Origin of the sequence: Microbacterium oleivorans, from assembly GCF_001644225.1 — a bacterium.
Classification (GTDB): Bacteria; Actinomycetota; Actinomycetes; order Actinomycetales; family Microbacteriaceae; genus Microbacterium; species Microbacterium gawkjiense.
The window spans coordinates 55,654-81,794 of the sequence record NZ_LSTV01000005.1; the positions used below are offsets into that span (position 1 = coordinate 55,654).

A 26,141-nucleotide genomic window follows, 5' to 3' on the forward strand; every position below is an offset into this window, starting at 1 on the left:
GAGGTCCCGATCGGGCCGGAGAACCTGCGCGGTTACCCGGCCCGATCGGGACCTCGCCGGCGCGAGGCGATCAACCCGAATGCTGTCGTTAGCCGCGTCTTAGGCGCGGTTAAGGACGGCGGGGTGGGATCGGCGCATGCGCATTCGACATCTCCGCCTCACTCTTTCGCTCGCTCTCGTCTCGGTGGGAGCCGTCGTCCTCGCGGGGTGCGTCGCCCCCGCCACCGACGAGAGCGAGGGGGAAACGGATGCCGCGCGTCTCTCAACCTCGACGGCCAGCTTCTGGGACTCCTCCACCGTCCACTCGATCTCGGTCGACGTGGACGACGACGCGCTCGCCGAGCTGCTCGAGACGTACGAGAGCACCGGGGACAAGGAATGGATCGAGGCCACCGTCACGATCGACGGCGAGGTCTACGAGGGCGCAGGGTTGAAGCTGAAGGGCAATTCGTCGCTGAAGAGCGTCACGAGCGACGACGACCCGAGCGGCATCCCGTGGATCATCCGGCTCGACAAGTTCGTCGACGGCCAGAACCACGAGGGCATCACCGAGTTCGTCGTCCGGGGGAACAGTTCCGAGACCGCCTTGAACGAAGCCGTCGCGCTCGACCTGCTCGAGCTGGCCGGCCTCGCCAGCGAACAGGCCGCTGCCACACGGTTCACGATCGCGGGGTCGACCGCGCTGCGCCTGGTCGTCGAGAACCCGGGCGACAGCTGGAACGACTCCACTCTCGGCGCGACCGCGCTGTACAAGGCCGAGTCGGGCGGGGACTACTCGTACCGCGGCGACGACCCGGAGTCGTACACGGACATCTTCGACCAGGAGGCGGGTGACGACGACCTCACCCCGCTCATCTCCTTCCTGGAATTCATCAACGACTCCGACGACGAGACGTTCAGCGCCGAACTGTCGGAGCACCTCGACGTCAACGAGTTCGCGACCTACCTCGCGTTCCAGGATGTCGTCGACAACTTCGACGACATCGACGGGCCGGGGAACAACTCCTACCTCGCCTACGACGCCGACACCGGCTTGATGACCGTCGTCAACTGGGATCTCAATCTCGCCTTCGGCGCGTCGCCGGGCGGTGTCGGCGCGGGCGGTGCCGGCGGGGACGGGATGGCGATGCCCGACCCTGGCGACGCGGCAGCCCCCGACCGTGGTGACGCGGCAGCGCCCGAGGGCGACGCCCGAGCGGATCGGCCGACCCGACCCGACGCCGGCGCGCAGATGGGCGGCGGTGGGGGTCGCGGCGGCTCGAACATCCTCGCCTCGCGCTTTCTCGCCGACGAGGACTTCCACGCGCTCTACGAGAGCGAGCTCGAGGAGCTGAAGGATCTCTTCTACGGCTCGGGCGCCGCGGAGGACATCGTCCAGACCTGGTCGGATGCGCTCGTGACCGGTGCCGGCGACCTGGTCGACGCCGACGTGATCGCCGCGGATGCCGCGGACCTGACGGCATCCTTCGAACGACTCGCGGACTGACCTCGGCGGCGTGAGGCGGGCCTACTTGGCGACGAGCGTCGTCTCGAAGCTGTAGAGGTCGGGGCGGTAGCAGTGGTGGCCGTACTCGAACGCCCGGCCGGAGTCGTCGAAGGCGACTCGCTCCATCGTGAGGACCGGGCCGTCGGAGTCGATGTCGAGCAGTTCGCCCTCGTCGCCCCGGGCGCTGCGCGCGCCGATCTTCTGCTTCGCGACGCGGATGGTGACGCCCCGCGCGCGCAGGATCTCGTAGAGGCCGTGCTCCTCGAGCTGCTCACGGGTGATGTCGGCGAACTCCGACGGCAGGTAGTTCTCGAGCACCGCGACGGGGACGCCGTCGGTGCTGCGCTGCCGGCGCACGAAGACGACGTCGTCGCCCGGGGTGAGGCCGAGACTCTTCGCGACGATCTCGGAGGCCGGGACGACCTCGTGCCCCAGCACACGCGTCGCGGGGACGTGCGAGGTGTTCTTGAGGTCCTCGTAGAGGCTCGTCAGTTCGACGGCGCGGGTGACCTGACCCTGCACGACCTGCGTGCCGATGCCGCGCCGGCGCACGAGCAGCCCCTTGTCGACGAGCTCCTGGATCGCGCGACGGATGGTCGGGCGCGACAGCCCCAGTCGCTGGCCGATCGCGATCTCGTTCTCGAGCCGTCCGCCCGGGGGGATGGCTCCGGAGTGGATGGCGGCCTCGAGCCGGCTGGACACCTGGAAGTAGAGCGGGACGGGACCGGTGCGATCGAGATCGGCGAAGAGTTCGGCGGGCCAGTAGGTGTCGGCATCGACCACAGCCCTCACGCTCCTTCCGATGGATGACGGGTGTCGCCGGCCTTTGTACCGACAACATCACGTGTCAGGCTAACGGCTCACCGGCCCTCGTCACGGATTTTCCTATGTGATATTGTTAGGACATGTTTGCGACCCGAGGCCACGCTGCCGGATGACCGCTCGCGCCGCTGCTCCCGACGTCCTCTCCCTCGGACGACTCGGCGTCGACATCTACCCGCTGCAGACGGGTGTCGGACTCGAAGAGGTTTCGACGTTCGGCAAGTTCCTCGGGGGGAGCGCGGCCAACGTCGCCGTCGCCGCCGCTCGCTACGGACACGACGTCGCCCTCGTCTCGCGGGTCGGTGACGACCCGTTCGGTCGCTACCTGCGCGCCGAACTCGACCGGCTCGACGTCGACCCCGCCCTCGTCGCCGTCGACGGCACGTACAAGACGCCGATCACCCTCTGCGAGATCTTCCCGCCCGACGACTTCCCGCTGTACTTCTACCGAGAGCCCAAGGCCCCCGACCTCGAGGTGACGCCGGATCAGCTGCCGAGCGACGTGCTGACCGGGGCATCCATCTTCTGGTCCACGGTCACGGGTCTCAGCCAGGAGCCCAGCCGGTCGACCCAGCTCGACGCGCTGCGGCGCCGCGGCCGTGCGCGCCACACGATCCTCGACCTCGACTACCGGCCGATGTTCTGGCCCGACCCCGCCGAGGCGAGCGCGCAGGTGTCCGCCGCGCTCGAGCACGTCACGATCGCCGTGGGCAACCGCGAGGAGTGCGAGGTCGCCGTCGGCGAGACCGAACCGATGCGCGCGGCCGACGCTTTGCTCGAACGCGGTGTCGAGCTCGCGATCGTCAAGCAGGGCCCCGACGGTGTCCTCGCGAAGACCCGCGACGAGACCGTGGTGGCTCCGCCGTACCTCGTCGACGTCGTCAACGGGCTGGGAGCGGGCGACGCGTTCGGCGGTGCGCTCTGCCACGGTCTGCTGAGCGGGTGGAGCCTGGAGCGCATCCTGCGCTTCGCCAACGTGGCCGGCGCGATCGTCGCGTCGCGGCTGGAATGTTCGACGGCGATGCCGACGGCCGCAGAGGTCGAGGCGATCTTGGACGCGGGGGGCGCGGCATGAGCGATCGAGTCATCACCGAGGAGGCGTTCGCGCGACTGCGCGAGCTGCGCGCGTTCGACCCCGAGGCGATCCGCCACGCCGTCGCGACCCGCACCCGCCGTCACCTCGACTCCGGCGACGGCCGGCTGTTCATCGTCGCGGCCGATCACCCGGCCCGCGGCGCCCTCGCGGTCGGAGCGGATGCCACGGCCATGGCCGACCGCCACGAACTGCTCGAGCGCCTCGCCATCGCACTCAGCCGACCGGGCGTCGACGGGGTGCTGGGCACGCCCGACATCATCGACGACCTCGCCGCGCTCGGACTCCTCGACGACAAGATCGTCGTCGGGTCGATGAACCGCGGCGGACTCCGCGGCGCGGACTTCGAGATGGACGACCGGTACGGCGCCTACGACGTGCCGTCGATGGTCGCGGCGAACCTCGACTTCGCGAAGGCCCTCGTCCGCATCAACCTCGCCGATCCGGCCACCGCGTCGACCCTCGAGGCGACGGCCCGTGCCGTCACCGCGGCGGCGGGGGCCGGCATCCCGATCATGCTCGAGCCGTTCATGAGCACGTGGAGCGACGGGCGCATCGTCAACGACCTGTCCACCGACGCCGTCATCCTCTCGGTCGCGATCGCGGCGGGCCTCGGCGGGTCCAGCGCGTACACCTGGATGAAGCTGCCGGTCGTGCCCGAGATGGAACGCGTCATGGCGGCCACGACCCTGCCGACCCTGCTGCTCGGCGGCGACTCGGGCGACGACCCCGACGAGACGTTCGCATCGTGGCAGGACGCGCTCGCGCTGCCCGGCGTCCGCGGACTCACCGTCGGTCGCACCCTCCTCTACCCGCCCGACGGCGACACCGCAGCAGCGGTCGACATCGCCGCCGGTCTCGTCCACTCCTCCCTCCTCACGAAGGAACAGTCATGAGCACCTCCTCCGAGAACCGCGTCATCGGCCACTGGATCGCGGGGGCGCACCGCGCCTCGACGAGCGGGCGGACCGCGCCGGTCTACAACCCGGCGACCGGGTCGGTGCAGGCCGAGGTCGCGCTCGCCGACCAGGCCGAGATCGATGAGGCCATCGCCGCCGCCGAGGCGGGCTTCCGGGTGTGGTCCGGCTTCTCGATCGCGAAGCGTCAGACGGTGCTGTTCGCGTTCCGCGAGCTGCTGAACGCGCGCAAGCAGGAACTGGCGCACATCATCACGGCCGAGCACGGCAAGGTCGTCTCGGACGCGATGGGCGAGATCCTCCGCGGTCAGGAGGTCGTCGAGCTCGCGACCGGATTCCCGCACCTCATCAAGGGCGCCTACTCCGAGAACGCATCGACGGGGATCGACGTCTACTCGATCAAGCAGCCGCTCGGTGTGGTCGGTGTCATCTCGCCGTTCAACTTCCCCGTCATGGTGCCCCTGTGGTTCGCGCCGATCGCGATCGCGGCGGGGAACGCCGTCGTGCTGAAGCCGAGCGAGAAGGACCCGTCGGCCGCACTGTGGCTCGCCGAGCTGTGGGCGGAGGCGGGGCTCCCGGCCGGCGTGTTCACGGTGCTCCAGGGCGACAAGCTCGCCGTCGACGGGCTGCTCCACAGCCCCGTCGTGCAGTCGATCTCGTTCGTCGGATCGACCCCGATCGCCCAGTACATCTACGAGACCGCGTCGCGGAACGGCAAGCGCGTGCAGGCCCTCGGCGGTGCGAAGAACCACATGCTCGTCCTCCCCGACGCCGACCTCGACCTTGTCGCCGACCAGGCCGTCAACGCCGGCTTCGGCGCGGCGGGCGAGCGGTGCATGGCGATCAGCGTCGTCCTCGCGGTGGAGCCGGTCGCCGACGAGCTGATCGCGAAGGTCACCGAGCGCATCGCGAAGCTGCGGATCGGCAACGGTGCGGGCCAGGACGGCGTCGAGCCGGACATGGGCCCGCTGATCACCGACGTCCACCGCGACAAGGTGTCGTCCTACGTCGACATCGCCGAAGCCGACGGCGCGACGGTCGTCGTCGACGGCCGCGGCTTCACGGTTGCCGGGCACGAGGACGGCTTCTTCTTCGGCCCGACGCTGCTCGACCACGTCCCGACGTCGTCGAAGGCGTACACGGAGGAGATCTTCGGGCCCGTCCTGTCGGTCGTCCGCGTCGCGAGCTACGACGAGGGTCTCGCGCTCATCAACTCCGGCGAGTTCGGCAACGGGACCGCGATCTTCACCAACGACGGCGGTGCCGCGCGCCGGTTCCAGTCCGAGGTGCAGGTCGGGATGATCGGCATCAACGTGCCCATCCCCGTCCCCGTCGCGTACCACTCGTTCGGCGGGTGGAAGAAGTCGCTGTTCGGCGACGCGAAAGCGTACGGTGTCCACGGGTTCGACTTCTTCACCCGTGAGAAGGCGATCACCAGCCGGTGGCTCGACCCCGCCACGCGAGCCCTCGGCGACCAGGGCGGCATCAACCTCGGCTTCCCCCAGAACACCTGATCGCACGCCGCCCGGCGGCGGCATCCCGAGAGCGCGAAGATGAGCATCGAGAACACCTGGTTCCATCGCCGCGGCGACCTCGCCGCGGACGGCTGGGAGAGCGTCGTCGGACGGGACACCCCCGGCTGGCAGCACACCGGCATCCGTGTCGCCGACCTCGGCGAAGGCGACCGCGTGGAACTCACCGAGACCGACGTCGAGCGCATCATCGTGCCACTGGCCGGGTCGTTCGAGGTCGCTCACGCCGAGGGCGATGACCGCGCGCACACGCGGCTGCAGGGCCGGCGGTCGGTCTTCGACGGGCCGACCGACGTGCTGTACCTGCCGGTCGGGCGGACGGCGACTCTCACGGGCCGCGGTCGCGTGGCCGTCGCGGAGGCCCCGGCATCCGTCCGTCGTCCCTGGCGGCACATCGCCGCCGCCGAGACCCCCGTCGAACTCCGCGGCGCGGGTGCGTCGAGCCGCCAGGTGCACAACTTCGGAACGCCGCAGGCGCTGGATGCCGACCGCCTGATCGTCTGCGAAGTGGTCACCCCCGAGGGCAACTGGTCGTCGTACCCGCCGCACAAGCACGACGAGCACGTCCCCGGTCACGAGTCGCGCCTCGAGGAGATCTACTACTTCGAGTCCGCGCCGGCGACAGGGTCCGCGGCATCCGCCGACACCGCCTTCGGGATGTTCAGCACCTACTCGTCGCCCGCCGGCGAGATCGACATCAACGCCATGGTCCGCACGGGCGACATCGCCCTCGTCCCCTACGGGTACCACGGTCCGGCCGTCGCCGCCCCCGGGTACGACCTCTACTACCTCAACGTGATGGCCGGGCCCGACCCCGACCGCGCGTGGCTCATCAGCGACGACCCCGCGCACGCGTGGGTCCGCGACACCTGGGCGGATCAGGGCATCGATCCGCGACTCCCGTACCCGACCGAGGAAGGCCGATCCTGATGGCAGAGACGAAGCGGATGACGGTCAGCCAGGCGCTCATCGAGTTCCTGGCCCACCAGTGGACCGTCGACGGCGACGTGCGCGAGCGCACGATCCCCGGGGTCTTCGGCATCTTCGGCCACGGCAACGTCGCCGGCATCGGTCAGGCGCTCACGCAGCTGAACGTGCACGACCCCGACCTCATGCCGTACCACCAGGCCCGCAACGAGCAGGCGATGGTGCACCAGGCCGTCGGCTACGCGCGGATGCACCGCCGCCGCGGGACGTATGCCGCCGCGGCATCCGTCGGTCCGGGTGCGGCCAACATGCTCACCGGCGCCGCCCTCGCCACGACCAATCGCCTGCCCGCCCTGCTGCTGCCGAGCGACACGTTCGCGACCCGCGTCGCCGACCCCGTGCTGCAGCAGCTCGAGCAGCCGTGGGACATCGGGCTCACCGTCAACGACGCGTTCCGGCCGCTGTCGAAGTTCTTCGACCGCGTGCAGCGGCCCGAGCAGCTGTACTCGATCGCGCTCGCCGCGATGCGGGTGCTGACCGATCCCGCCGAGACCGGTGCGGTCACGATCGCCCTCCCCGAGGACGTGCAGGCCGAGGCGCTCGACGTGCCGATCGAGTTCCTGCAGGACCGCGAGTGGCACATCCGGCGTCCGCTCCCCGAGCGCGGCCCGCTCGAGCGCGCGGTCGCCGCGATCCGCTCGGCGCGGAAGCCGTTCATCGTCGCGGGCGGCGGGGTGATCTACTCCGAGGCCGAGGAGCAGCTCCGCGCGTTCGTCGAGGCCACCGGCATCCCCGTCGGCACGACCCAGGCCGGCGGCGGCTCCCTCGCCTGGGACCACCCGCAGTACCTCGGCGGCGTCGGCGCGACCGGCTCGCTCGCGGCCAACCGGCTCGCCGCCGAGGCCGACGTCGTCATCGGGATCGGCACCCGCTACAGCGACTTCACGACCGCCTCGCGGACCGCGTTCCAGAACCCCGACGTCGTCTTCGTCAACATCAACGTCGCCGCCTTCGACGCGTACAAGCACGGGTCCGAGCTGCCGGTGATCGCCGACGCCCGCGAGGCGCTCGTCGCGCTGAGTCGCGAGCTCGAGGGCTTCCGCGTGACGGCCGACCACGCCGAGCGGATCGCGCGGCAGAAGGCCGAGTGGGACGAGATCGTCGACGCCGCGTTCGCACCCTCGGGCACCGACCGCCCCGGCCAGCCCGAGATCATCCACGCCGTGCACGCCGCGACCGACCCGCGCGACGTCATCGTGCAGGCGGCGGGGTCGCTCCCCGGCGACCTGCACAAGCTGTGGCGCGTGCGCGACCCGCTCGGCTACCACGTCGAGTACGCCTTCTCGTGCATGGGGTACGAGATCGCCGGCGGCCTCGGCGCGAAGCGCGGCCTCGAAGCGTCGGGCGACGACCGCGACGTCATCGTCATGGTCGGCGACGGGTCGTACCTGATGCTCAACAGCGAGCTCGTCACGGCGGTCGCCGAGGGCATCAAGATCATCGTCGTCCTCATCCAGAACCACGGCTTCGCCTCGATCGGCCACCTGTCCGAGACGGTCGGGTCGCAGCGCTTCGGCACGCAGTACCGCACGTACGACCCCGCGGCGAAGAACTTCCAGAACGGCGACGTCCTCCCCGTCGACCTCGCCATGAACGCCCGCAGTTACGGCATGGACGTCGTCGAGATCGCGGAGGGACCGGATGCCGCGGCGGACCTGACCGCCGCCGTCGCCGCCGCGAAGGCATCCGACCGGTCGACGTTCATCCACATCAACAGCGATCCGCTCGTCTACGCGCCCGATGGCGCCGGGTGGTGGGACGTGCCCGTCCCGGAAGTGTCGACCATCGAGTCCACGCAGCAGGCCCGCGAGGCCTACGTCGGCGAACGCGCCGCGCAGCGCCCGCTCCTCGGCGGGGGTGCCCGATGAAGGCGACGGTCGCCGGCGCCCCGGTCAGCTTCGGCGTGTTCGAGCTGACGCCCGAGGGCGCGGAGACGATCTCGCCCGACTCGATGATGGAGGCTCTCGCCGCCGCGGACTACGCGGGCATCGACCTCGGGCCGCTCGGCTTCCTGGGCGAGGACGCGGCCCTGCGCGCCCGCCTCGACCGCTTCGGCATGGCGCTGGCCGGCGGCTGGGTGCAGCTGCCGTTCTCGGACGACGAGGCTTTCGCGGCGGCCCTCCCCGACCTGCGCGCCGCGCTCCGGCAGTTCTCGGTCGGCGCCGAGGCCGGCACGGGTCCGCTGCCGTTGCCGACCCTCGCCGACGACGGGTCCGCGCTCCGACGCGGTGCCCCGGGTCGCGGCGCCGAGGTCGACCGTCTCGACGCGGATGCCTGGGGCCGCCTCACCGACAACGTCGCCCGCGCCGCGGCCGTCGTCCGCGAGGCCGGGTTCGAGCCGACGTTCCACCACCATGCAGGGACGTTCGTCGAGTCGCCCGACGAGATCGACCGGTTCCTCGCCGACACCGACGTCGACCTGACCCTCGACACCGGGCACCTGTTCATCGCGGGCGGTGATCCGCTCGCCGCCGTCGAGCGCTGGGGCGACCGGATCAACCACCTGCACCTGAAGGACGTCGACCTGACCGCGCTCCGCCGCGTGCTCGCCGCCGGCGGAGGGATGCCGGAGGTCTGGTCGGGCGGCTCGTTCGTCGCCTTCGGCCAGGGCGACATCGACCTCGCCTCGGTGCTGACCGCCCTCGACGCGCGCGGGTACGAGGGCTGGGTCGTCGTCGAGCAGGACGTGCTCAACGGCCCCGACGTCGCCCTCGACGCGTTCGTCACGGCCCGCTCCGCCGATCAGGCCACGAACCGCGACGCGCTCCGCGCCTGGGTGTGACCCGCCTTCCCCCCCCCGAGAACAGGAACGACATGACCGCCTCTCCCGTCCGCTTCGGACTCTTCGGCTCCGGACGCATCGGCCAGGTGCACGCCGCGAGCATCGCCGCATCCCCCGACGCCGAACTGGCATGGATCGCCGACCCGTTCATCGACGGGGCCGAGCGCCTCGCGGCGCAGTACGGCGGCAAGACCACGACCGACCCCGCCGAGGTCTTCGCCTCGGGCGAGGTCGACGCCGTGCTCGTCGCGTCGCCGACCCCGACGCACGTCGACCTCATCCGCGCCGCGGTGGAGGCCGGCATCCCGGTCCTTTGCGAGAAGCCGATCGACCTCGACATCAGCCGCGTCGAAGAGCTGCGGCCCGTCGTCGCCGCCGCGGGCGTGCCCGTCGCGCTCGGGTTCAACCGCCGCTTCGACCCCGGGTTTCACACCGCGCGGGCCCGCGTCGCGGCCGGCGAGATCGGCCGCCTCGAGCAGCTCACGATCATCAGCCGCGACCCGGCCGCCCCGCCCGCGGCCTACGTCGCCGTGTCGGGCGGCATCTTTCGCGACATGACGATCCACGACTTCGACATGGCGCGCTTCTTCCTGCCCGACATCGTCGCGGTCACCGCGTTCGGCACGACGACCTTCGACGACGGCGCACAGCAGCACGGCGACTTCGACACGACCACGGCGATCCTCAAGTCGGCATCCGGCGCGCTCGTCACGATCATCAACTCGCGGCACAGCACGACCGGCTACGACCAGCGCATCGAGGCCTACGGCAGCGAGGGCGACCTCACCGTCGCGAACCAGGGCACGAGCCTCGTGAGCCTCTCGAACGCGAACGGCGTCGCCGCAGGTGCGCCGTTCGAGGCATCCATGGTCACCCGCTACACCCCCTCGTACCGCGCCGAACTGGCGGAGTTCCTGAAGCTCGTGCGCGGTGAGGAGTCGGCCAGCCCGACGTTCGACGACGGCCGCGCAGCGCTGCTGCTCGCGGATGCCGCGCAGCGCTCCGCGACCGAGGGCGTCACCGTCGAGGTCGACCTCACCTGACCCGCGTCGAGGTCCCGATCGCGCCGGTGATCCGCCGATCTTTCCCGGCCGGATCGGGACCTCGACGTGCTTCCCGCGGCTCAGGCCTCGGACGCGACGGCATGCGGCTGCTCCCGCATGCCCCACGGCGAGCCGTAGCCCTCGGGCTTCGGCGCCGCGAGCAGCTCGAGGAACGGCTTCGCGTCGAACGCCTCGGGACCGAGCACGCCCGTCCCCGACCATGTGCCGCGAGCGAGCAGCTCGAGGGCGATGACGGGGTTGATCGCGGTCTGCCAGACGACGGCCTGCGAGTTGTCCTCGCGCATCGTCTCCTCGTTGTCGGCCACGTGGTAGAGGTACGTCGAGCGGGGCTTCCCGTCCTTGCCGGTGCCGGTCACCCACACGCCCGCGCAGGTCTTGCCGCTCATCTTGTCGCCGATCGTGGCGGGGTCGGGCAGGGCCGCCGCCACGACGTCGCGCGGCGAGACCTGCACACCCTTCACCGACAGCGGCTCGGTCTTGTCGAGGCCGAGCTTGTTCAGCACCCGCAGCACCTCGATGAACTCGTCACCGAGGCCGTACTTGAACGTGACGCGCTTCGCCTTCGTCCACCGCGGCATGAGGAGCACTTCCTCGTGCTCGACGTTGACGCACTCGACCGGACCGATGCCGTCGGGGAAGTCGAACACCTCGGGCTCGCTGAACGGCTCGGTGACGTACCAGCCCTTGCCCTCCTCGTAGACGACCGGCGGGTTCAGGCACTCCTCGATCGTCGTCCAGATCGAGAACGACGGCGCGAAGTCGTACCCGGCGACGACCAGGTTCGCCCCGTCGCGCACCCCCAGCTCGTCGATCTCGTCGAACAGCTCGTCCTCCGCGTAGCGGGCGAAGACGTCCGACAGGCCCGGCTCCACCCCGATGCCGACGAGCGCCAGGCGCCCCGCATCCTTCCACTCCTGCTCCTTGGCGAACTGCGCGTCGCCGAGTTTGACGCCCACCTCTTCGTAGGGGCGTTCCGGATGCCGCTGCGACAGGCTCATCGCCATGTCGAGGTACGTCGCGCCGGCCGCGAAGGCGCCGTCGAAGATCGGCATGACGAACCGCGGGTCGACGGCGTTCAGCACATGGGTGGCGGAGTGCTCGCGGATCAGGGATGCCACGGACTCGGCGCTCGAGGCATCCACCTGCGCCGCGGCGAACCGCTCGTCGCCGAGTTCCGCCACGAGCGCTTCGGGGCGGGCCGGGTCGTAGTCGGCGATGACGACGGCCTCGAAGAAGTCGCGGCGGCGGAGGATGCGGGCGGCGGCACTGCCGACGCCGCCGGCGCCGATGATGAGGATGCGCATGCGGGGTCCTTCCGGGCGGTCAGATGCCGCCGTCGATGGAGCGGGGGAGGGTGCTCGTGTCGTCGGGGACGAGCACGGGGGTCTCGCGGTTGAGGCTCTCGCCGCGGAAGAACCGCTTCGAGCGCGGGAAGAGGAACCACACGAGCATGAGCACGACGCCGAGGCCGAGCGCGCCGATGCCGACGACGAACGTCGACCCGACGCCGAGCAGCGTGCCCGAGTAGCCGTAGTCGGGGCTGAGCATGTCGATCGCCGACTGGATGAAGGCGTAGGTCAGCATGAGCGCGCCGCCGAGCGGGAACACGCCCTTGAACCAGGTGTCGCGCGCGGAGCGGAACAGGTCCTTGCGGAAATACCAGACGCAGGCGTACCCGGTGATGGCGTAGTAGAACGCGATCGCGAGGCCGAGCGAGAGGATCGTGTCCTGCAGGATCGCGTCGCTGAGCGAGGTCATGACGACGTAATAGACGCTCGCCACGATGCCCATGACGAGGGTCGAGAACGACGGCGTCTTGTAGCGCGGGTGGACGTCCTTGAACTTCGCCGGTAGGGCGCGGTACACGCCCATCGCGAGCGTGCCGCGCGCCGTCGGGAGGATCGTCGTCTGCGTCGACGAGACCGCCGAGATGAGAACGGCGACCACCAGCAGCCAGCCCCACGGGCCGAGCAGGCCGTCCTTGATCGCGAGGAAGAAGTCGTCGGCGTTGTCGACGTTGCCGAGGCCCGTGCCGTCCTCGCCGATGCCGGCGTACATCATCGCCGCGATCGTGACCGAGACGTAGGTGACCAGCAGCAGCACGCAGGTCAGGAGGGCGGCGAGGCCCGGGATGCGCTTGGGGTCCTTCGTCTCCTCGTTGAGGGCGAGGCAGGTGTCCCACCCCCAGTAGATGAAGATCGCGAGCAGGATCGCCTCGATGAACCCGCCCCACTCGCCGAAGGCGAACGGGTTCAGCCACTGCCAGTCGAACGGAGTCGGGTTCGGAGCCGAGCCCGAGAAGAACTGGGTGAGCGCCGCGATCACGAAGACGATGAGGGCGAGGTACTGGATGCCGAGCAGCACGTTCTGGATGCGCTCGCCGATCTCGACACCGCGCCACGACACGTACGTCATCGCGGCGATGAAGGCGACCGCGACGAGGACGATCCGCCAGTCGTTCGGTTCCTCGAACTCCTGACCGAGGAGGGCCCAGAAATAGATCGAGGCGACCTGCGCGAGGTTCGCGAGCACGATCATGCCCGCGATCGCGACGCCCCACCCGCCCATCCAGCCCACCCATGGGCCGAACGCCTTCGTCCCCCACGTGAACGTCGTGCCGCAGTCTGGCACGTCGTTGTTGAGCTCGCGGTAGGCGAAGGCGATGAGCAGCATCGGGATGAAGGCGATCACGAACGCGATCGGCGCCTGCCCCCCGACGGCGAGGACGACGTAGCCGAGCGTCGCGACGAGCGAATACACCGGTGCGGTCGAGGCGAGGCCGATGACGGTCGAGCCCCACAGACCCAGGGTGCCGCGCGCGAGGCCCTTGCCGTCCGGACGGGTCAGATGCACAGGCGTCGTGGTCACGCCGACCTCCTCAGGGAAAGCGATCCGCCTTCCCGCGGCCGGGTACCCGGGCGGCACCGTCGCCGTCCTGAGCGGGAAGTGGCCTCACCCTAGCACCGGCGTTCCACGCCGCACGAGACCCGGTGTCAGGCCGCGGGGACGGCCTCCGAGGGGTAGGTCACATGCCCCAGGGGAACAGTGCGGTCAGGATCGCGGCGGACGCGACCCAGAAGACGAGGACGAACACGGTGTCGCGCGCCCGCCACGGCAGCAGGTACCGCTCGGTGCGGTCGCGGTGGGCGCCGAACGCTCGGGCGTCCATCGCGAGCGCCACCCGCTCGGCGTGCCGGATCGCGCCGGCCAGCAGCGGCACGACGTAACCCGCCCAGCGGGCGATCGCGGCGAACGGTCCGCGCCCGCCGTGCGCGCCGCGCACACGGTGCGCCTGCCGGATCACCTCGAGCTCGTACCCGAACCGCGGCACGAACCGGATCGCCGCGAGCGCGGCGTAACCGATGCGGTAGGGCACACGCAGCTGCTGCACGGTCGCGCGGACGAGGTCGGGGCCCGTGGTCGTGAGCCCCGCGATGAGCCCGAGCGCGAGGATCGCCGCGAGGCGCGCCCCCGTCGCGAGCCCGACCTCGACGGCGCCGGAGTACAGGGTCCAGGATCCGACCGAGAGGATCGGCGCGGTGCCGTCGACGAGATCCCGGTCGACCCACAGTCCCAGCGACAGACCGATCACGGACGCTCCGATCGGGATGCCGAGAAGCAGCAGCGCCGCGACCCGCACCGACACGCGGGTGCCGATGAGGATCACGAGGTACGCGATCGCGAGGAAGACGAGCGGGGTGACCAGATCGCGCGAGAAGACGAGGGCCACCATCGCCGGCAGGGGAGCCGCGAGCTTGGCGAGCGGGCCGATGCGGCCGAGCAGGCCCCGGGCGGGGGCGCCGGTGTAGGGATCGGCGACGGCGGTCACGACGCGCCTCCGCCCAGGTCGCGCAGTGAGGTCACGCCGGCGAGTGCGGGATGCCGCGTCACGCCCCGCAGCGCCTCCTGCAGCGCCGGGCGGCGCAGACCGCTCTCGCGCAGGAGCGTCTCGTCGGCGAACACGTCGGCGGTGGCGGCATCCGCTCGGATCCGACCGTCGTGGACGACGACCGTGCGATGCGCGTACTCGGCAACCAACTGCATGTCGTGCGTGACGACGACGATCGTCGTGCCCGCCTCGTTGAGGTCGCGCAGCAGCCGCAGCAGCTCGTCGGCGCGGGCGCGGTCCTGCCCGAACGTCGGCTCGTCGAGGGCGAGGATCGGGGCTCCCGCGATGAGCGCCGTCCCGACCGAGAGGCGCCGCTTCTGGCCGCCCGACAGCAGGAACGGGTGCACGTCGGCCTTGCCCTCGAGGCCGAAGCGCTCGAGCATCGCGGTGGTGCGCGCGTGGATCTCGTCGTCGCCGAGGCCGCGTCCGCGCAGGCCGTGCGCGAGCTCGTCGAAGACCGTGTGCGCGATGAACTGGTGCTCGGGGTTCTGGAAGACGAAGCCGATCCGGCGCGACAACTCGCGCAGGCCGGTGCGCGCCGCGTCGACCCCGTCGACCCGCACCGTGCCGCGCGGCGGCGGGATGACCCCCGCCATCGCCTGTACGAGCGTCGTCTTGCCGGCGCCGTTCGCTCCCACGACGGCGACGAACTCGCCCGCCCGCACCGTCAGATCGACGTCGTGCAGCACGGTGCGCCGCCCGCGCCGAAGGGTGAGCCCGCGCACCTCGACCGCCGCGCGTTTCGTCACGCCGTGTTCCGCATTCAGTCTCTGCGCGGTCGACGTGCGCGCCTCCGCGGCGAGATGCTGCGGAGATGCGGCCCCCGGCACCGTGCGCGCATCAGTCGAGACTGAGTACGGCACCGGTGCCGCGGCCGACTCGAGCGCCTCGGTGAGTTCCGCCGGGGTCAGCGGCGTGCGGGGGAGGTCCCACCCGTCCCGCCGCAGGGCCAGGGCGGCCATCGTCGAGTACGGGAGCCAGACGCCGATCGCCTCGAGCTCCTCGGCGCGGCCCCGCAGCACCGTGTCGACGGTGCCGTCGGCGACCGTGCGGCCCTCCGCATCGAGCACGACGACGCGGTCGGTGAGGCCGATGGCGGCGTCGAGGTTGTGTTCGACCAGCAGGATCGAGCGACCCTCGGCGGCGACCGCGCGCAGCGCGTCGTAGACGTCCTCGATGCCGGCCGGGTCGAGGTTCGCGGTGGGTTCGTCGAGGACCAGCAGCTCCGACCCCATCGCCAGCGCGCACGCGATCGCCAAGCGCTGCTTGCCGCCGCCGGACAGCCGGTCCGGATTCTCGCCACGGCGCTCCCACAGGCCGACCTGGCGCAGCGCGCGTTCGGTGCGCGCGAGGACGTCGGCCACCGGCATCCGCAGGTTCTCGGGGCCGAAGGCGACGTCGTCGAAGACCGTGCCGGTGATCAGCTGCGCGTCGGGGTCCTGGAACACCATGCCGACGTGCGCCGCGAGCTGTGCGACGGGCGTCGTGGCCGCGGCGAATCCGCGCACGGCGACCTCGCCGGTGAGGGTCGCCGGCACCGCCTGCGGGATCAGGCCGTTGGTCGCGAGGGCGAGGGTGGACTTGCCCGAACCGCTGGGTCCCAGCAGCAGGACGACCTCGCCGGGGGCGATGTCGAACGTGACGGATGCCGGGATGGCGGCATCCGCTCCCTCGTGAGTGATCGCGACGCCGCGCACACGCAGCAGCGGCGTGGGCGGCCGGTCGTCGCGGGGCGCCTGCGCCGTGGTGGGGTCGGAGGCGGCAGGGCTCACGGACGGTCCAGACGAGGGGGCGGGTCGGCCTTAGCTTAGCCTGCCCTAACTCCTCGCGCCACGCCCGCGCGGCGCAGGCTCTCGCCCACGCCGAGGCCGGCCGCCGTCCACACGACCGGACCGGCGAGTGCGATGACGAGGTAGGCGATCTGCGCCCACGACGGCAGCTTTCCGAGGTTCGCCGCGAAGAACACGAAGCCCGCGACGATGACCCCGATGACGAGAGCGGCGGCGAAGAAGCGCCACGCCCCCCACGAGCGGTACCGCGTCAGCGCGGCGACGCCCTCCTGGATCGCGCCGAACAGCAGTGCCGTGCCGAGGAACCGCCAGATCCACGCCGGGTTGACGGCGCTCGCGACGAGCGCGGCGAGCACGTGCGTCGTCAGGGCGACCAGCGGCAGACGGAACACTTGCTGCGCGATGATCCCCGGCAGCACGTGCGACCCGAGTACGAGGCCGTAGGCCCAGGGGGCTGCGGCGATGACGACCGGGGTGATGGCTCCGGCGACGCCGCCGAGCAGGCCCGTCGCCACTCCGACCGCGGCGCAGACGAGCAGCACGCGCGTCGAGAGGAGTGTGCGGGTCACGGATTCAAGGCTATCCGCGCCCGAGAGGGCCCCGGCCGTGCAAAATCAGGCGCGACGACGCCGCTTCGTCAGTCGGACGGTGGGTAGCGGCGGGGCCGGGATGCGCTCGTCGCCGTGGGTGACGACGTGCCCGAAGCGGGGGGTGTCCGCCTCCCACTCGTCGCGCGCGGCGACGATCTCCTCGTGGCTGCGCCCGACGAAGTTCCACCACATGACGATGTCGCTCTCGAACGGCTCGCCACCGAGCAGGAACACCGTGACGTCGGTGGGCGCGCCGATCTCGATCCGCTCGCGCCCGACGCCGAGGTAGAGCAGGTCGTTGTCGCCGAGGGCGACGGGCTCGTCAGCGGAGTGCACGAGCGGCGCACCGTCGACCCCGACGATCGCGTGCTCCCACGCGGGGTTCAGCGGGATCCGGATGCGGGCACCGGCCGGGATGAAGACCTCGGCGCCGACGATGGGCGTGTACATGGTGGCGGGGGAGCGGATGCCGGCGAGCTCGCCGACCACGACGACGGCCGCCGCGCCTTCGCCGAGCTCGACGATCGGCAGATCGGTGTGGCGCTCGAAGTCCGGCCCGCCGTGCCGGCGCGACTCGGGCAGGGCCACCCAGAGCTGGAGCGCGTCGGTGACGGACGGCTCGTCGCCCATCGAGTACTCGGAGTGCGCGATGCCGGCGCCGCTCGTCATGATGTTCAGCTGTCCGCGCTTGATGACGACGTCGGAGCCGATCGTGTCGCGGTGCCGCGTCTCGCCCGCGAAGGGCCACGTCACCGTCTGCAGTCCGATGTGCGGGTGCGGCTCGACACGCATCGTCGTGACCTGCGGCCCGAACCGGTCGAGGAAGCACCAGGCCCCCACCATCGGCAGCTCGCGCTGCGGCAGCGCGCGGTGCACCTGCATGCCCCGCACCCCGCCGAGGGGCACCTCGCGCGAGGTCAGCAGGACGGAACGCGGGCCGTCGCAGGATGCCGGGGCGTCGACGGTCTCGGTGGGATCGGCGTCGAGGCGGGTCATCGGGTCACTCCGCGTCGGGTGAGACGACGGTGAGGCCGGGAACGTCGTTGCTCTCGAGGTACCCGGCGACGAACGGGCACGTCGGGACGACCTCGGCGTCGCGTCGCGCGAGGTCGGCGAGCGCCTCGGAGACGAGGATCTTGCCGAGACCCTGGCCCTTGTAGGCGGGGTCGACCTTGGTGTGGGGCATGACCGTGCGACGGGCGTCGTCGGTCGTGATGAGCGTGTACCCGGCGACCGCGCCGTCGACGTGGATCTCGTAGCGGTTCTTCTCGTCGTTGCGCGTGACCGTCGGTGCGGCGTCGTGTGCCACGGGGACCCCCTCTGTCGTGTGGGTCAACCGTATGCGGCCCGTGCGTCTTCCCGCCAGGACCCCGCGCCTCCGCCCGTGCCGTTCGTCGCGCCGGTCGCGCCGCTCGTCGCAGCGGCACCCGTCCGAGCGGGGAGGCGCGGCATCCCTCTTCTTACCCTGTCGTGTACGCAAAGACGCGCCCTGAAGGAGTCGCCCATGTCTGCACCGTCGCGCCGTGGCAAGGCCGCCACGCTCGAACCCGATCCCTCGCTTCCCCCCGTCGCCCTCACCGAGGAGCAGAAGACCAAGGACGGCCGCTGGACGCCGCTGAAGATCGTCGTCTGGGCGCTCATCGCCCTCGCCGGCGGTCTCGGCTGGACGATGCTCGCCATCGTCCGCGGTGAGACCGTCAACGCGATCTGGTTCGTGTTCGCGGCCGTCGCCACGTATCTCATCGGCTACCGCTTCTACTCGAAGGTCATCGAGAAGCACCTGCTGCGGCCCGACGACCGCCGGGCCACGCCCGCCGAGGTCAAGCAGGACGGCAAGGACTACGTCCCGACCGACCGCCGGGTGCTGTACGGCCACCACTTCGCCGCCATCGCCGGCGCGGGCCCGCTCGTCGGTCCCGTCCTCGCGGCGCAGATGGGCTTCCTCCCCGGCACGATCTGGATCATCGTGGGTGTCGTCCTCGCCGGCGCCGTGCAGGACTACACCGTGCTCTTCTTCTCGATGCGCCGCGGCGGTCGCACGATCGGCCAGATGGCCCGTCAGGAGCTCGGCCGCATCGGCGGCACCGCCGCGATCATCGCGTCGCTGCTGATCATGCTGATCATCGTCGCGATCCTCGCCCTCGTCGTCGTCAACGCGCTCGGCGAGAGCCCGTGGGGTGTCTTCTCGGTCTCGATGACGATCCCGATCGCCCTGTTCATGGGTCTGTACCTGCGGTACCTCCGCCCCGGCAAGGTCACCGAGGTCTCGATCATCGGCTTCGTCCTCCTGATCGCCGCGATCGTCGCCGGCGGCTGGGTCGCCGAGACAGCGTGGGGTCAGGAGTTCCTGCACCTCGACCGCACCGTCATCGCCTGGGGCATCATCATCTACGGCTTCATCGCCGCGGTCCTCCCGGTGTGGCTGCTGCTCGCCCCGCGCGACTACCTGTCGACCTTCATGAAGATCGGCGTCATCGTGATGCTCGCCGGCGCCATCGTGCTCGTGCGCCCCGAGATCACCGTGCCGGCGGTCACCGACTTCGCGCTCGAAGGCACCGGGCCGGTGTTCGCCGGACCCCTCTTCCCCTTCCTCTTCGTGACGATCGCGTGCGGTGCCCTCTCGGGCTTCCATGCGCTCATCTCGTCGGGGACGACGCCGAAGCTCGTCGAGAAGGAGCGCCAGACGCGCTTCATCGGCTACGGCGGCATGATCATGGAGTCCTTCGTCGCGATCATGGCCCTCGTCGCCGCGATCTCGATCGACCAGGGCATCTATTACGCGATGAACGCGTCGGCCGCGGCCACGCAGGGCACCGTCGAAGGCGCGGTCGCCTTCGTGAACTCGCTCGGCATCACCGGGGTGAACCTCACGCCCGAGATGCTCACGAGCACGGCGGCGGCTGTCGGCGAGGAGTCGATCGTCTCGCGCACCGGTGGTGCGCCGACCCTCGCGCTCGGCCTCGCGCACATCATGCAGCAGGCCCTCGGCGGCCCCGCGATGATGGCGTTCTGGTACCACTTCGCCATCATGTTCGAGGCGCTGTTCATCCTCACGGCGGTGGATGCCGGTACCCGCGTCGCGCGCTTCATGCTGCAGGACTCGATCGGCCACTGGGTCCCCAAGTTCCGCGACGTCTCGTGGCGTCCGGGCGTGTGGATCACGACGGCGATCATGGTCGCCGGCTGGGGGGCGATCCTCATCCTCGGCGTCACCGACCCGCTCGGCGGCATCAACACGTTCTTCCCGCTGTTCGGCATCGCCAACCAGCTGCTCGCCGCGATCGCCCTCGCCGTGGTCCTCGCGATCATCGCCAAGCGCGGCCCGTCGTTCGTGAAGTGGCTGTGGATCGTCGCTCTGCCGCTCGCGTTCGCTGCGGTCGTGACGATCACCGCGTCGGCCTACAAGATCTTCTCGCCGAACCCGGCGATCGGATACTGGTCGAACCACTTCCGCTACCGCGACGCGCTGGCCGCCGGCGACACGACCCTCGGCACCCCCGAGGTCATGGGCGCCGTCATCCGCAACACCTTCGTGCAGGGCACCCTGTCGATCGTGTTCGTGACGCTCGCGATCATCGTGATCATCGCCGCGGTGGCGGTCACGATCACCGCGATCCGCCGCGGCGGCGGCGAGAACCACGAGGACGAGCCGGTGCCCTCGCGCCGCTTCGCCCCCGCCGGCTTCATCGCCACTCCGTCCGAGCGCGAGCTCGACAAGCAGTGGGAGCCGATCCTCGCCGACGAGCGCGCGGCGAACCGGCACTGACATGAGTACTCGGACGGATGCCGCGGTCTCGCCGATGAGGGCGATGCTCGATCTCGTGGTGCGGGCGGGCCGCGGCATCCGCTGGTACATGACCACCCTCATGGGCGACACGGCCTACGCGACCTACGTCGCGCACCACCGGCGCGCGCACCCCGGGGAGGAGCCGATGACCGAGCGGCAGTTCTGGCGTCAGAAGATGGACGACCAGGACCGCAACCCGGGCGCCCGCTGCTGCTGACGCCCGCGATCTAGGCTCGTCGCATGACCGATGCCGTCGTCCTCGCCGCCCTGCTCGGCGTGGTCGGCGGCATCGTCCTGTCGGCCGTACTGCTGCTCGCGCGACGCTACGCGCGCGGCGCGGGCGGGCTCGGCAGCGAGGCGGAGGAGGCCACCTACCGCGCGCTGCACCAGGCGAGCCTCGCCGCGCCCTACCTGCGCGGCGGGCTCGACACCCCCGACGTCGCCCGCGCCGCGAAGCACCTGCGGGCCGTACTCGGCAGCCGCGCCGTCGTGCTCGTCGTCGGCGACGTGATCGTCGCGCGCGACGGTCAGACCGAAGGATTGGATGCCGCGGCCCGCCGCATCGCCGCGCAGGTGACCGACACGGGCAAGCGCCGCATCTTCCCCCGCGCCGACGGCGGCGACGGGCTCGAGGCGGTCGGCGCGCCGATCCGCGTGGACGGTGCCGTCTCGGGCGTGCTCGTCGCCTTCGCCGCGCCCGTCCGGGCGGCGCTCGTGCGCGCGGCGGGGGAGGTGGCGGATTGGTGCGCGGCGCAGGCGACGCTCGGTGAGCTCGACGCCTCGCGGGCGGCGCTCGCCGAGGCCGAGCTGCGCTCGCTCCGCGCGCAGATCTCGCCGCACTTCATCTACAACGCGCTGACCGCGATCGCCTCGTTCATCTCCACCGACCCGCCGCGCGCCCGCGAACTGGTGCTCGAGTTCGCCGACTTCACGCGGTACTCGTTCCGGCGCCAGGGGGAGTTCACGACGCTCGCCGAGGAACTGCGCAGCATCCACTCCTACCTCGAACTCGAGCACGCGCGCTTCGGCGGACGGCTGTCGGTGACGCTGCGGATCTCGCCCGAGACGCTCGCCACCGTCATCCCGTTCCTGTCGGTGCAACCCCTCGTCGAGAACGCCGTGCGGCACGGGCTCGAGCCGGGCGAGGGCGGCGGCACGATCCTGATCGCGTCGGAGGACGCCGCGACGCACACCGAGATCACCGTCGAGGACGACGGTGCGGGCATGGATCCCGACGAGCTGCACGCGCTGCTGACGAGCGCCGCCGACGGCCGCAACGTGGGACTGCGCAACGTCGACACGCGGCTGCGCCAGCTGTACGGCGCCGAGGGCGGACTCGTCGTCGAGACGGCGCCGGGCGCGGGTACCCTCGTGCGCATGCGGATCCCGAAGTCGCAGCCGCACCACCTCACCCGGGAAGAGGCATGAGCGCCGTGATCGACGTCCTCGTCGCCGACGACGAGAAGCCGGCGCTCGACGAACTGGCCTTCCTGCTGCGCGCCGACGACCGGATCGGCGAGGTGCTGACCGCGTCGTCGGGCGCTGAGGCGCTGCGACTGCTCACCGAGCGGCCGGTCGCCGCCGCGTTCCTCGACATCCACATGCCCGGGCTGTCGGGACTCGAGCTCGCGACCGCCCTCCGCGGGCTCGCGTCGCCGCCGGCGGTCGTGTTCGTCACCGCCGACGACGCGCACGCCGTCGACGCGTTCGAACTGCAGGCGCTCGACTATCTGCTCAAGCCCGTCCGGGTCGAGCGGCTGCGTCGCGCCGTCGACCGCATCACCGAGAGCGACCGCCCCGCCGAGAGCGACGAGGTGCTGCCCGTGACCGTCGGGCCGGCGGTGCGGTTCGTGCACCGCCGCGACGTCCGCTGGGTGCGGGCCGAGGGCGACTACACGCGCCTGCACACCGCCGCCGCCTCCGGGCACCTCGTCCGCATCCCGATCTCCGAGCTCGAGACGAGGTGGGCGGATGCCGGCTTCGTCCGCATCCATCGCTCGTTCCTCGTGCGGGCGGCATCCGTCACCGAGGTCCGGCTCGCGGGGGCCGAACCGACGGTCTGGATCGACGGGACCGCGCTGCCGGTGAGCCGGCGGCTGCTGCCCGCCGTCCGCGAGGCGCTCGTCGGGCGGGCGGGGTCGTGACCCGCGAGCGGGTGCGCGTCACCGCGGGGTCGGGGCGGCCCGGTGCGCCCACGCGCGGCATCGCGCTGCCGGGCGCGCCCGTCGACGACGCCGAGGCGGCGTACGCGCGCGCCCTGCGGCGCTCGCAGCTGCGGCTCGCGCTTGGGACGCTGCTCGGGTTCGTCACGGTGACCGTCGCGCTGCTGCTGGCCATCACCCTCATCCCCGAACTGGACGAGATCGTCGTGCTGGGGGTGCCGCTGTCGTGGCTGCTGCACGCCTTCGGGTTCTACCCCGTGATCGCGGGGTTCGCAGTCCTCTACCTGCGCGGGGCGAACCGCAACGAGCGCCGTTGGCGCGCGCTCCGCGACGAGGGCGCATGAACGCGGTGCTCGACCTGCTCGCGGTCGCGGCGGTCGTGGGCGGGACCGTCCTGATCGGGGCCTACGGGCTGCGGGTCTCGCGCACGACGAGCGACTTCTTCGTGGCATCCCGCACCGTCCGGCCCGTGTGGAACGCGTCGGCGATCAGCGGCGAGTACCTCTCGGCGGGGACGTTCCTCGGGCTCTCGGGGCTCGTGCTGCTGAGCGGGGCGGAGGGGTTCTGGTTCCCGATCGGGTACGCGGCGGGGTACCTGCTCGTGCTGCTGTTCGTGGCGGCCCCGCTGCGGCGGAGCGGGGCGTACACGATCCCCGACTTCATCGAGGCGCGGCTGGACTCGCGCCTCGCGCGGCGGGTGACGAGCGCCGCGTGCCTGCTCATCGGGTGGCTGTACATCGTGCCGCAGCTGCACGGGGCGGGGATCACGCTGCAGGTCGTCGCCGACATCCCACCGTGGGTCGGCGCCGTGCTCGTCGCGGTGCTCGTCGCCGCCGCGGCGGCGGCCGGGGGGATGCGGGCGATCACCTACGTGCAGGCGTTCCAGTACTGGCTGAAGCTGACCGCGCTGCTCGTGCCGGCCGTGCTCATCGTCTTCGCCGTGAACGGCGGGGCGCGCGAGATCGACCCGCTCGTGGTCTTCCCGGCCGAGGCGGGACCCGCGGGCATCGACGCCTACGCGGCCGGATCGCTCCTGCTCGCGCTCCTGCTCGGCACGATGGGCCTGCCGCACGTGCTGGTGCGGTTCTACACGAGCCCGACGGGTGGGTCGGCGCGGCGGACGACCGTCCTCGTCATCGTCATGGTCAGCGTCTTCTACGCCGTCTCGAGCGTCATCGGGCTGCTCGCGCGGGTGGTGGCGCCCGAGCTCGCGCAGCCGGGTGTGGCCGACACGGTCGCGCTCGTGCTGCCCGCGCGGGTGTTCCCGGGCGTGGTGGGGGAGCTGCTGACGGCGCTCGTCGTCGCCGGCGCGTTCGCCGCGTTCCTCGCGACCTCGGCCGGGCTCACCGTCTCGCTCGCGGGGGTCATCAGCCAGGACGTGTTCTCGGGCTCGGTCCGCTCGTTCCGCCTGTCGGCCGTCGTCGTCGCCGTCGTACCGCTCGCGATTGCCCTGCTCACGGCGCCGGCGGGGCTGGTCGCCTCGGTCGGGGTCGTCTTCGTGTTCGCGGCATCCGCTCTGTCTCCCGTGCTGCTGCTGTCGATCTGGTGGTCGCGGTTGACGGTGCGCGGCGCCGTGGCGGGCATGGTGACCGGCGGCGTCGCGTGCGCCGTCGCGTTCGCCGTGCACGCGGCGGTCGGCGGGATCGGGCTCGCGGCGCCGCTGCTCGCGCAACCGGCGGCCTGGACCATCCCCCTCGCGACGGCCGTCACCATCGTCGTGTCGCTCACCGACCGCGCCGGCGCGCCCGTGCGGGCGGGCGCCTACCTCGCCCGGCTGCACACCCCCGGCCGCGGCTGAGGCGGGCCGCGGTGGTCCGCGTTTCGAAGGGGTCCGTTCCGAATTCAGTCTCCCCGTCGGTTGCCGGCCCCGGGAACCCGCATAAAACCGAGGTCGTGCCGGCTCACGTCTCTCTTGGAGACTGAATACGGAACACCGCCGTGGCCGGCTGTGGCCTGTGTCGAGAGGGGCAGAATGTGCGCATGCGTCGGTCTCTGAGGTGGTCCGCCCTCGGCGTGGTCGTCTCGGCGTCGCTGCTCGGCGGCTGTGCCGCGCCGCCCGCGGCCTCCCCGTCCCCGTCGCCGTCAGCCTCGGCATCCGCTCCGACGCCGTCATCGACATCGACATCGACACCGACCCCAACGCCCTCGACGCCGACCCCGTCCCCCGACCCGGTCGCCGCCCTCACCCTCGAACAGCGCGTCGGCCAGCTCTTCATGGTGGGCACGAAGGCGACGCAGGCGTCCCCGGCGACCCTCGCCGCCGTCGCCGACCGCCACGCGGGTGGGATCTTCCTCAGCGGCCGGTCCCGCGCCGGAGTCGCCGCCACCGCGGACGTCGTCGCGAGGTTCACCGCGCTCGACCATCCTGACGGCGCGCCGCTCTGGGTCGCGACGGATCAGGAGGGCGGCGAGGTGCAGGTGCTGCAGGGTCCCGGGTTCGACGCGATGCCCTACGGCATCCGTCAGGCAGACCTCAGCGACGCGCAGCTGCGCGCGTCCGCCCAGGAATGGGGCCACGAGCTCGCCGACGCGGGCGTCAACCTCGATCTCGCCCCCGTCGCCGACATCGTCACGAGCAAGGCGACCCGCTTCGACAACCCGCCCATCGGCGGGTACGGCCGGCAGTACGGCTACGACGTCGAAACGGTGGCGGCGAAGGCGGGTGCGTTCGCCGAGGGGATGCGGGATGCCGGCATCCTGCCCACCTTCAAGCACTTCCCGGGCCTCGGGCACGTCACGGCGAACACCGACACGGCGGCGGATGTCGTCGACACGACGGTGACCCCGGACGGTCCCGACGTCGACGTGTACCGGTCGCTGACCGAGGCGGGGCCGAGCGCCGTCATGGTGTCGTCGGCGATCTACGACCGCATCGACGGATCGAGGCCGGCGGTCTTCTCGCCCACGGTGGTGAGCGTCCTGCGCGACGAGGTGGGGTTCGACGGTGTGCTGTTCTCGGACGACCTTTCGGGCGCCGTGGCGGTGTCGGCGTGGTCGCCGGTCGAGCGCGCCGTCGACGCGATCTCGGCGGGTGTCGACGTGGTGCTCGTGTCGGCGAAGCCGTCGGTCTTCCCCGCCATGTACGACGCCGTGCTGGCGAAGGTGCAGAGCGACCCGCAGTTCGCGGCGCAGGTGGATGCCGCGGCCGCGCGGGTGCTCGCCGCGAAGGCCGACATCCCCTGACCCGTCGCGTGCCGGATGCAGGGTGAAGCGCCCGGTCGCGCCCGATCGGCGGCCGGC

General features: G+C 71.4%; 23 protein-coding genes. 15 read left to right on the plus strand and 8 right to left on the minus strand.

Annotated elements, in window-relative coordinates; genetic code table 11:
• Positions 1 to 136 precede the first annotated feature (136 nt).
• On the plus strand, positions 137 to 1,486 hold the full coding sequence (locus tag AYL44_RS11940) for a CotH kinase family protein (RefSeq protein WP_064003525.1): 1,350 nt from the start codon (positions 137 to 139) through the stop codon (positions 1,484 to 1,486).
• A 21-nt stretch (positions 1,487 to 1,507) separates the two neighbouring features.
• Here AYL44_RS11940 and AYL44_RS11945 read toward each other — a convergent pair whose 3' ends face one another.
• Entirely contained in the window at positions 1,508 to 2,269 is a 762-nt protein-coding gene (locus AYL44_RS11945) for a GntR family transcriptional regulator (RefSeq protein ID WP_064003526.1), read from the minus strand.
• A 151-nt stretch (positions 2,270 to 2,420) separates the two neighbouring features.
• Here AYL44_RS11945 and iolC point away from each other — a divergent pair, with 151 nt between their 5' ends.
• The 7 genes from iolC to iolG are packed head-to-tail and all read left to right on the plus strand — an operon-like array spanning position 2,421 to position 10,662.
• Entirely contained in the window at positions 2,421 to 3,383 is a 963-nt protein-coding gene (gene iolC / locus AYL44_RS11950; protein ID WP_064003527.1) for a 5-dehydro-2-deoxygluconokinase, read from the plus strand.
• Entirely contained in the window at positions 3,380 to 4,297 is a 918-nt protein-coding gene (locus AYL44_RS11955; protein WP_064003528.1) for a Cgl0159 family (beta/alpha)8-fold protein, read from the plus strand. Before iolC ends, AYL44_RS11955 begins: the two co-directional genes overlap by 4 nt.
• Positions 4,294 to 5,832, plus strand: a complete 1,539-nt coding sequence (locus AYL44_RS11960; RefSeq protein WP_064003529.1) for a CoA-acylating methylmalonate-semialdehyde dehydrogenase — start codon at positions 4,294 to 4,296, stop codon at positions 5,830 to 5,832. Before AYL44_RS11955 ends, AYL44_RS11960 begins: the two co-directional genes overlap by 4 nt.
• Before the next feature lie 39 nt (positions 5,833 to 5,871).
• Positions 5,872 to 6,780 (plus strand): 5-deoxy-glucuronate isomerase, encoded by a 909-nt coding sequence (gene iolB, locus AYL44_RS11965; protein WP_064003530.1) that lies wholly within the window; start codon positions 5,872 to 5,874, stop codon positions 6,778 to 6,780.
• The gene (gene iolD / locus AYL44_RS11970) at positions 6,780 to 8,705 is read left to right on the plus strand and encodes a 3D-(3,5/4)-trihydroxycyclohexane-1,2-dione acylhydrolase (decyclizing) (protein WP_064003531.1); all 1,926 of its coding nucleotides are present in this window, start codon (positions 6,780 to 6,782) and stop codon (positions 8,703 to 8,705) included. The genes iolB and iolD overlap by 1 nt, the downstream gene beginning before the upstream one ends.
• A complete protein-coding gene (locus AYL44_RS11975) occupies positions 8,702 to 9,619 on the plus strand; it encodes a sugar phosphate isomerase/epimerase family protein (protein WP_064003532.1) in 918 nt (305 codons plus the stop codon). Before iolD ends, AYL44_RS11975 begins: the two co-directional genes overlap by 4 nt.
• A gap of 32 nt (positions 9,620 to 9,651) precedes the next feature.
• Positions 9,652 to 10,662, plus strand: coding sequence for an inositol 2-dehydrogenase (iolG, locus tag AYL44_RS11980; protein WP_064003533.1), 1,011 nt, complete (start codon positions 9,652 to 9,654; stop codon positions 10,660 to 10,662).
• Between the two features lie 80 nt (positions 10,663 to 10,742).
• On the opposite strand, the gene AYL44_RS11985 is transcribed toward iolG, so the two are convergent.
• The 7 genes from AYL44_RS11985 to AYL44_RS12015 all read right to left on the minus strand — a co-directional run bounded on the left by AYL44_RS11985 (position 10,743) and on the right by AYL44_RS12015 (position 18,261).
• Complete coding sequence (locus AYL44_RS11985; protein WP_064003534.1) at positions 10,743 to 11,987, minus strand: saccharopine dehydrogenase family protein; 1,245 nt, start codon at positions 11,985 to 11,987, stop codon at positions 10,743 to 10,745.
• A gap of 19 nt (positions 11,988 to 12,006) precedes the next feature.
• Positions 12,007 to 13,551, minus strand: coding sequence for an APC family permease (locus AYL44_RS11990; RefSeq protein WP_064003535.1), 1,545 nt, complete (start codon positions 13,549 to 13,551; stop codon positions 12,007 to 12,009).
• Between the two features lie 157 nt (positions 13,552 to 13,708).
• On the minus strand, positions 13,709 to 14,512 hold the full coding sequence (locus AYL44_RS11995) for an energy-coupling factor transporter transmembrane component T family protein (protein ID WP_064003536.1): 804 nt from the start codon (positions 14,510 to 14,512) through the stop codon (positions 13,709 to 13,711).
• Positions 14,509 to 16,344 (minus strand): ABC transporter ATP-binding protein, encoded by a 1,836-nt coding sequence (locus AYL44_RS12000; RefSeq protein ID WP_064003537.1) that lies wholly within the window; start codon positions 16,342 to 16,344, stop codon positions 14,509 to 14,511. Before AYL44_RS12000 ends, AYL44_RS11995 begins: the two co-directional genes overlap by 4 nt.
• A gap of 35 nt (positions 16,345 to 16,379) precedes the next feature.
• Positions 16,380 to 16,931, minus strand: a complete 552-nt coding sequence (locus AYL44_RS12005) for an ECF transporter S component (RefSeq protein ID WP_064003538.1) — start codon at positions 16,929 to 16,931, stop codon at positions 16,380 to 16,382.
• Between the two features lie 45 nt (positions 16,932 to 16,976).
• Positions 16,977 to 17,948 carry a pirin family protein gene (locus AYL44_RS12010; RefSeq protein WP_064003539.1) on the minus strand — a complete coding sequence of 324 codons (972 nt, stop codon included), beginning with the start codon at positions 17,946 to 17,948 and terminating at the stop codon, positions 16,977 to 16,979.
• A 4-nt stretch (positions 17,949 to 17,952) separates the two neighbouring features.
• Entirely contained in the window at positions 17,953 to 18,261 is a 309-nt protein-coding gene (locus AYL44_RS12015) for a GNAT family N-acetyltransferase (protein WP_064003540.1), read from the minus strand.
• A 195-nt stretch (positions 18,262 to 18,456) separates the two neighbouring features.
• Here AYL44_RS12015 and AYL44_RS12020 point away from each other — a divergent pair, with 195 nt between their 5' ends.
• The 7 genes from AYL44_RS12020 to AYL44_RS12050 all read left to right on the plus strand — a co-directional run bounded on the left by AYL44_RS12020 (position 18,457) and on the right by AYL44_RS12050 (position 26,084).
• On the plus strand, positions 18,457 to 20,718 hold the full coding sequence (locus AYL44_RS12020; RefSeq protein WP_064003541.1) for a carbon starvation CstA family protein: 2,262 nt from the start codon (positions 18,457 to 18,459) through the stop codon (positions 20,716 to 20,718).
• A 1-nt stretch (position 20,719) separates the two neighbouring features.
• Complete coding sequence (locus tag AYL44_RS12025; RefSeq protein ID WP_231872796.1) at positions 20,720 to 20,956, plus strand: YbdD/YjiX family protein; 237 nt, start codon at positions 20,720 to 20,722, stop codon at positions 20,954 to 20,956.
• A gap of 23 nt (positions 20,957 to 20,979) precedes the next feature.
• A complete protein-coding gene (locus tag AYL44_RS12030; RefSeq protein ID WP_064003542.1) occupies positions 20,980 to 22,167 on the plus strand; it encodes a sensor histidine kinase in 1,188 nt (395 codons plus the stop codon).
• Positions 22,164 to 22,883 (plus strand): LytR/AlgR family response regulator transcription factor, encoded by a 720-nt coding sequence (locus AYL44_RS12035; protein WP_082886200.1) that lies wholly within the window; start codon positions 22,164 to 22,166, stop codon positions 22,881 to 22,883. Before AYL44_RS12030 ends, AYL44_RS12035 begins: the two co-directional genes overlap by 4 nt.
• On the plus strand, positions 22,880 to 23,245 hold the full coding sequence (locus tag AYL44_RS12040) for a hypothetical protein (RefSeq protein ID WP_064003543.1): 366 nt from the start codon (positions 22,880 to 22,882) through the stop codon (positions 23,243 to 23,245). The genes AYL44_RS12035 and AYL44_RS12040 overlap by 4 nt, the downstream gene beginning before the upstream one ends.
• The gene (locus tag AYL44_RS12045) at positions 23,242 to 24,699 is read left to right on the plus strand and encodes a cation acetate symporter (RefSeq protein ID WP_064003544.1); all 1,458 of its coding nucleotides are present in this window, start codon (positions 23,242 to 23,244) and stop codon (positions 24,697 to 24,699) included. The genes AYL44_RS12040 and AYL44_RS12045 overlap by 4 nt, the downstream gene beginning before the upstream one ends.
• A 182-nt stretch (positions 24,700 to 24,881) precedes the next feature.
• Positions 24,882 to 26,084, plus strand: a complete 1,203-nt coding sequence (locus AYL44_RS12050) for a glycoside hydrolase family 3 N-terminal domain-containing protein (RefSeq protein ID WP_064003545.1) — start codon at positions 24,882 to 24,884, stop codon at positions 26,082 to 26,084.
• Positions 26,085 to 26,141 lie beyond the last annotated feature (57 nt).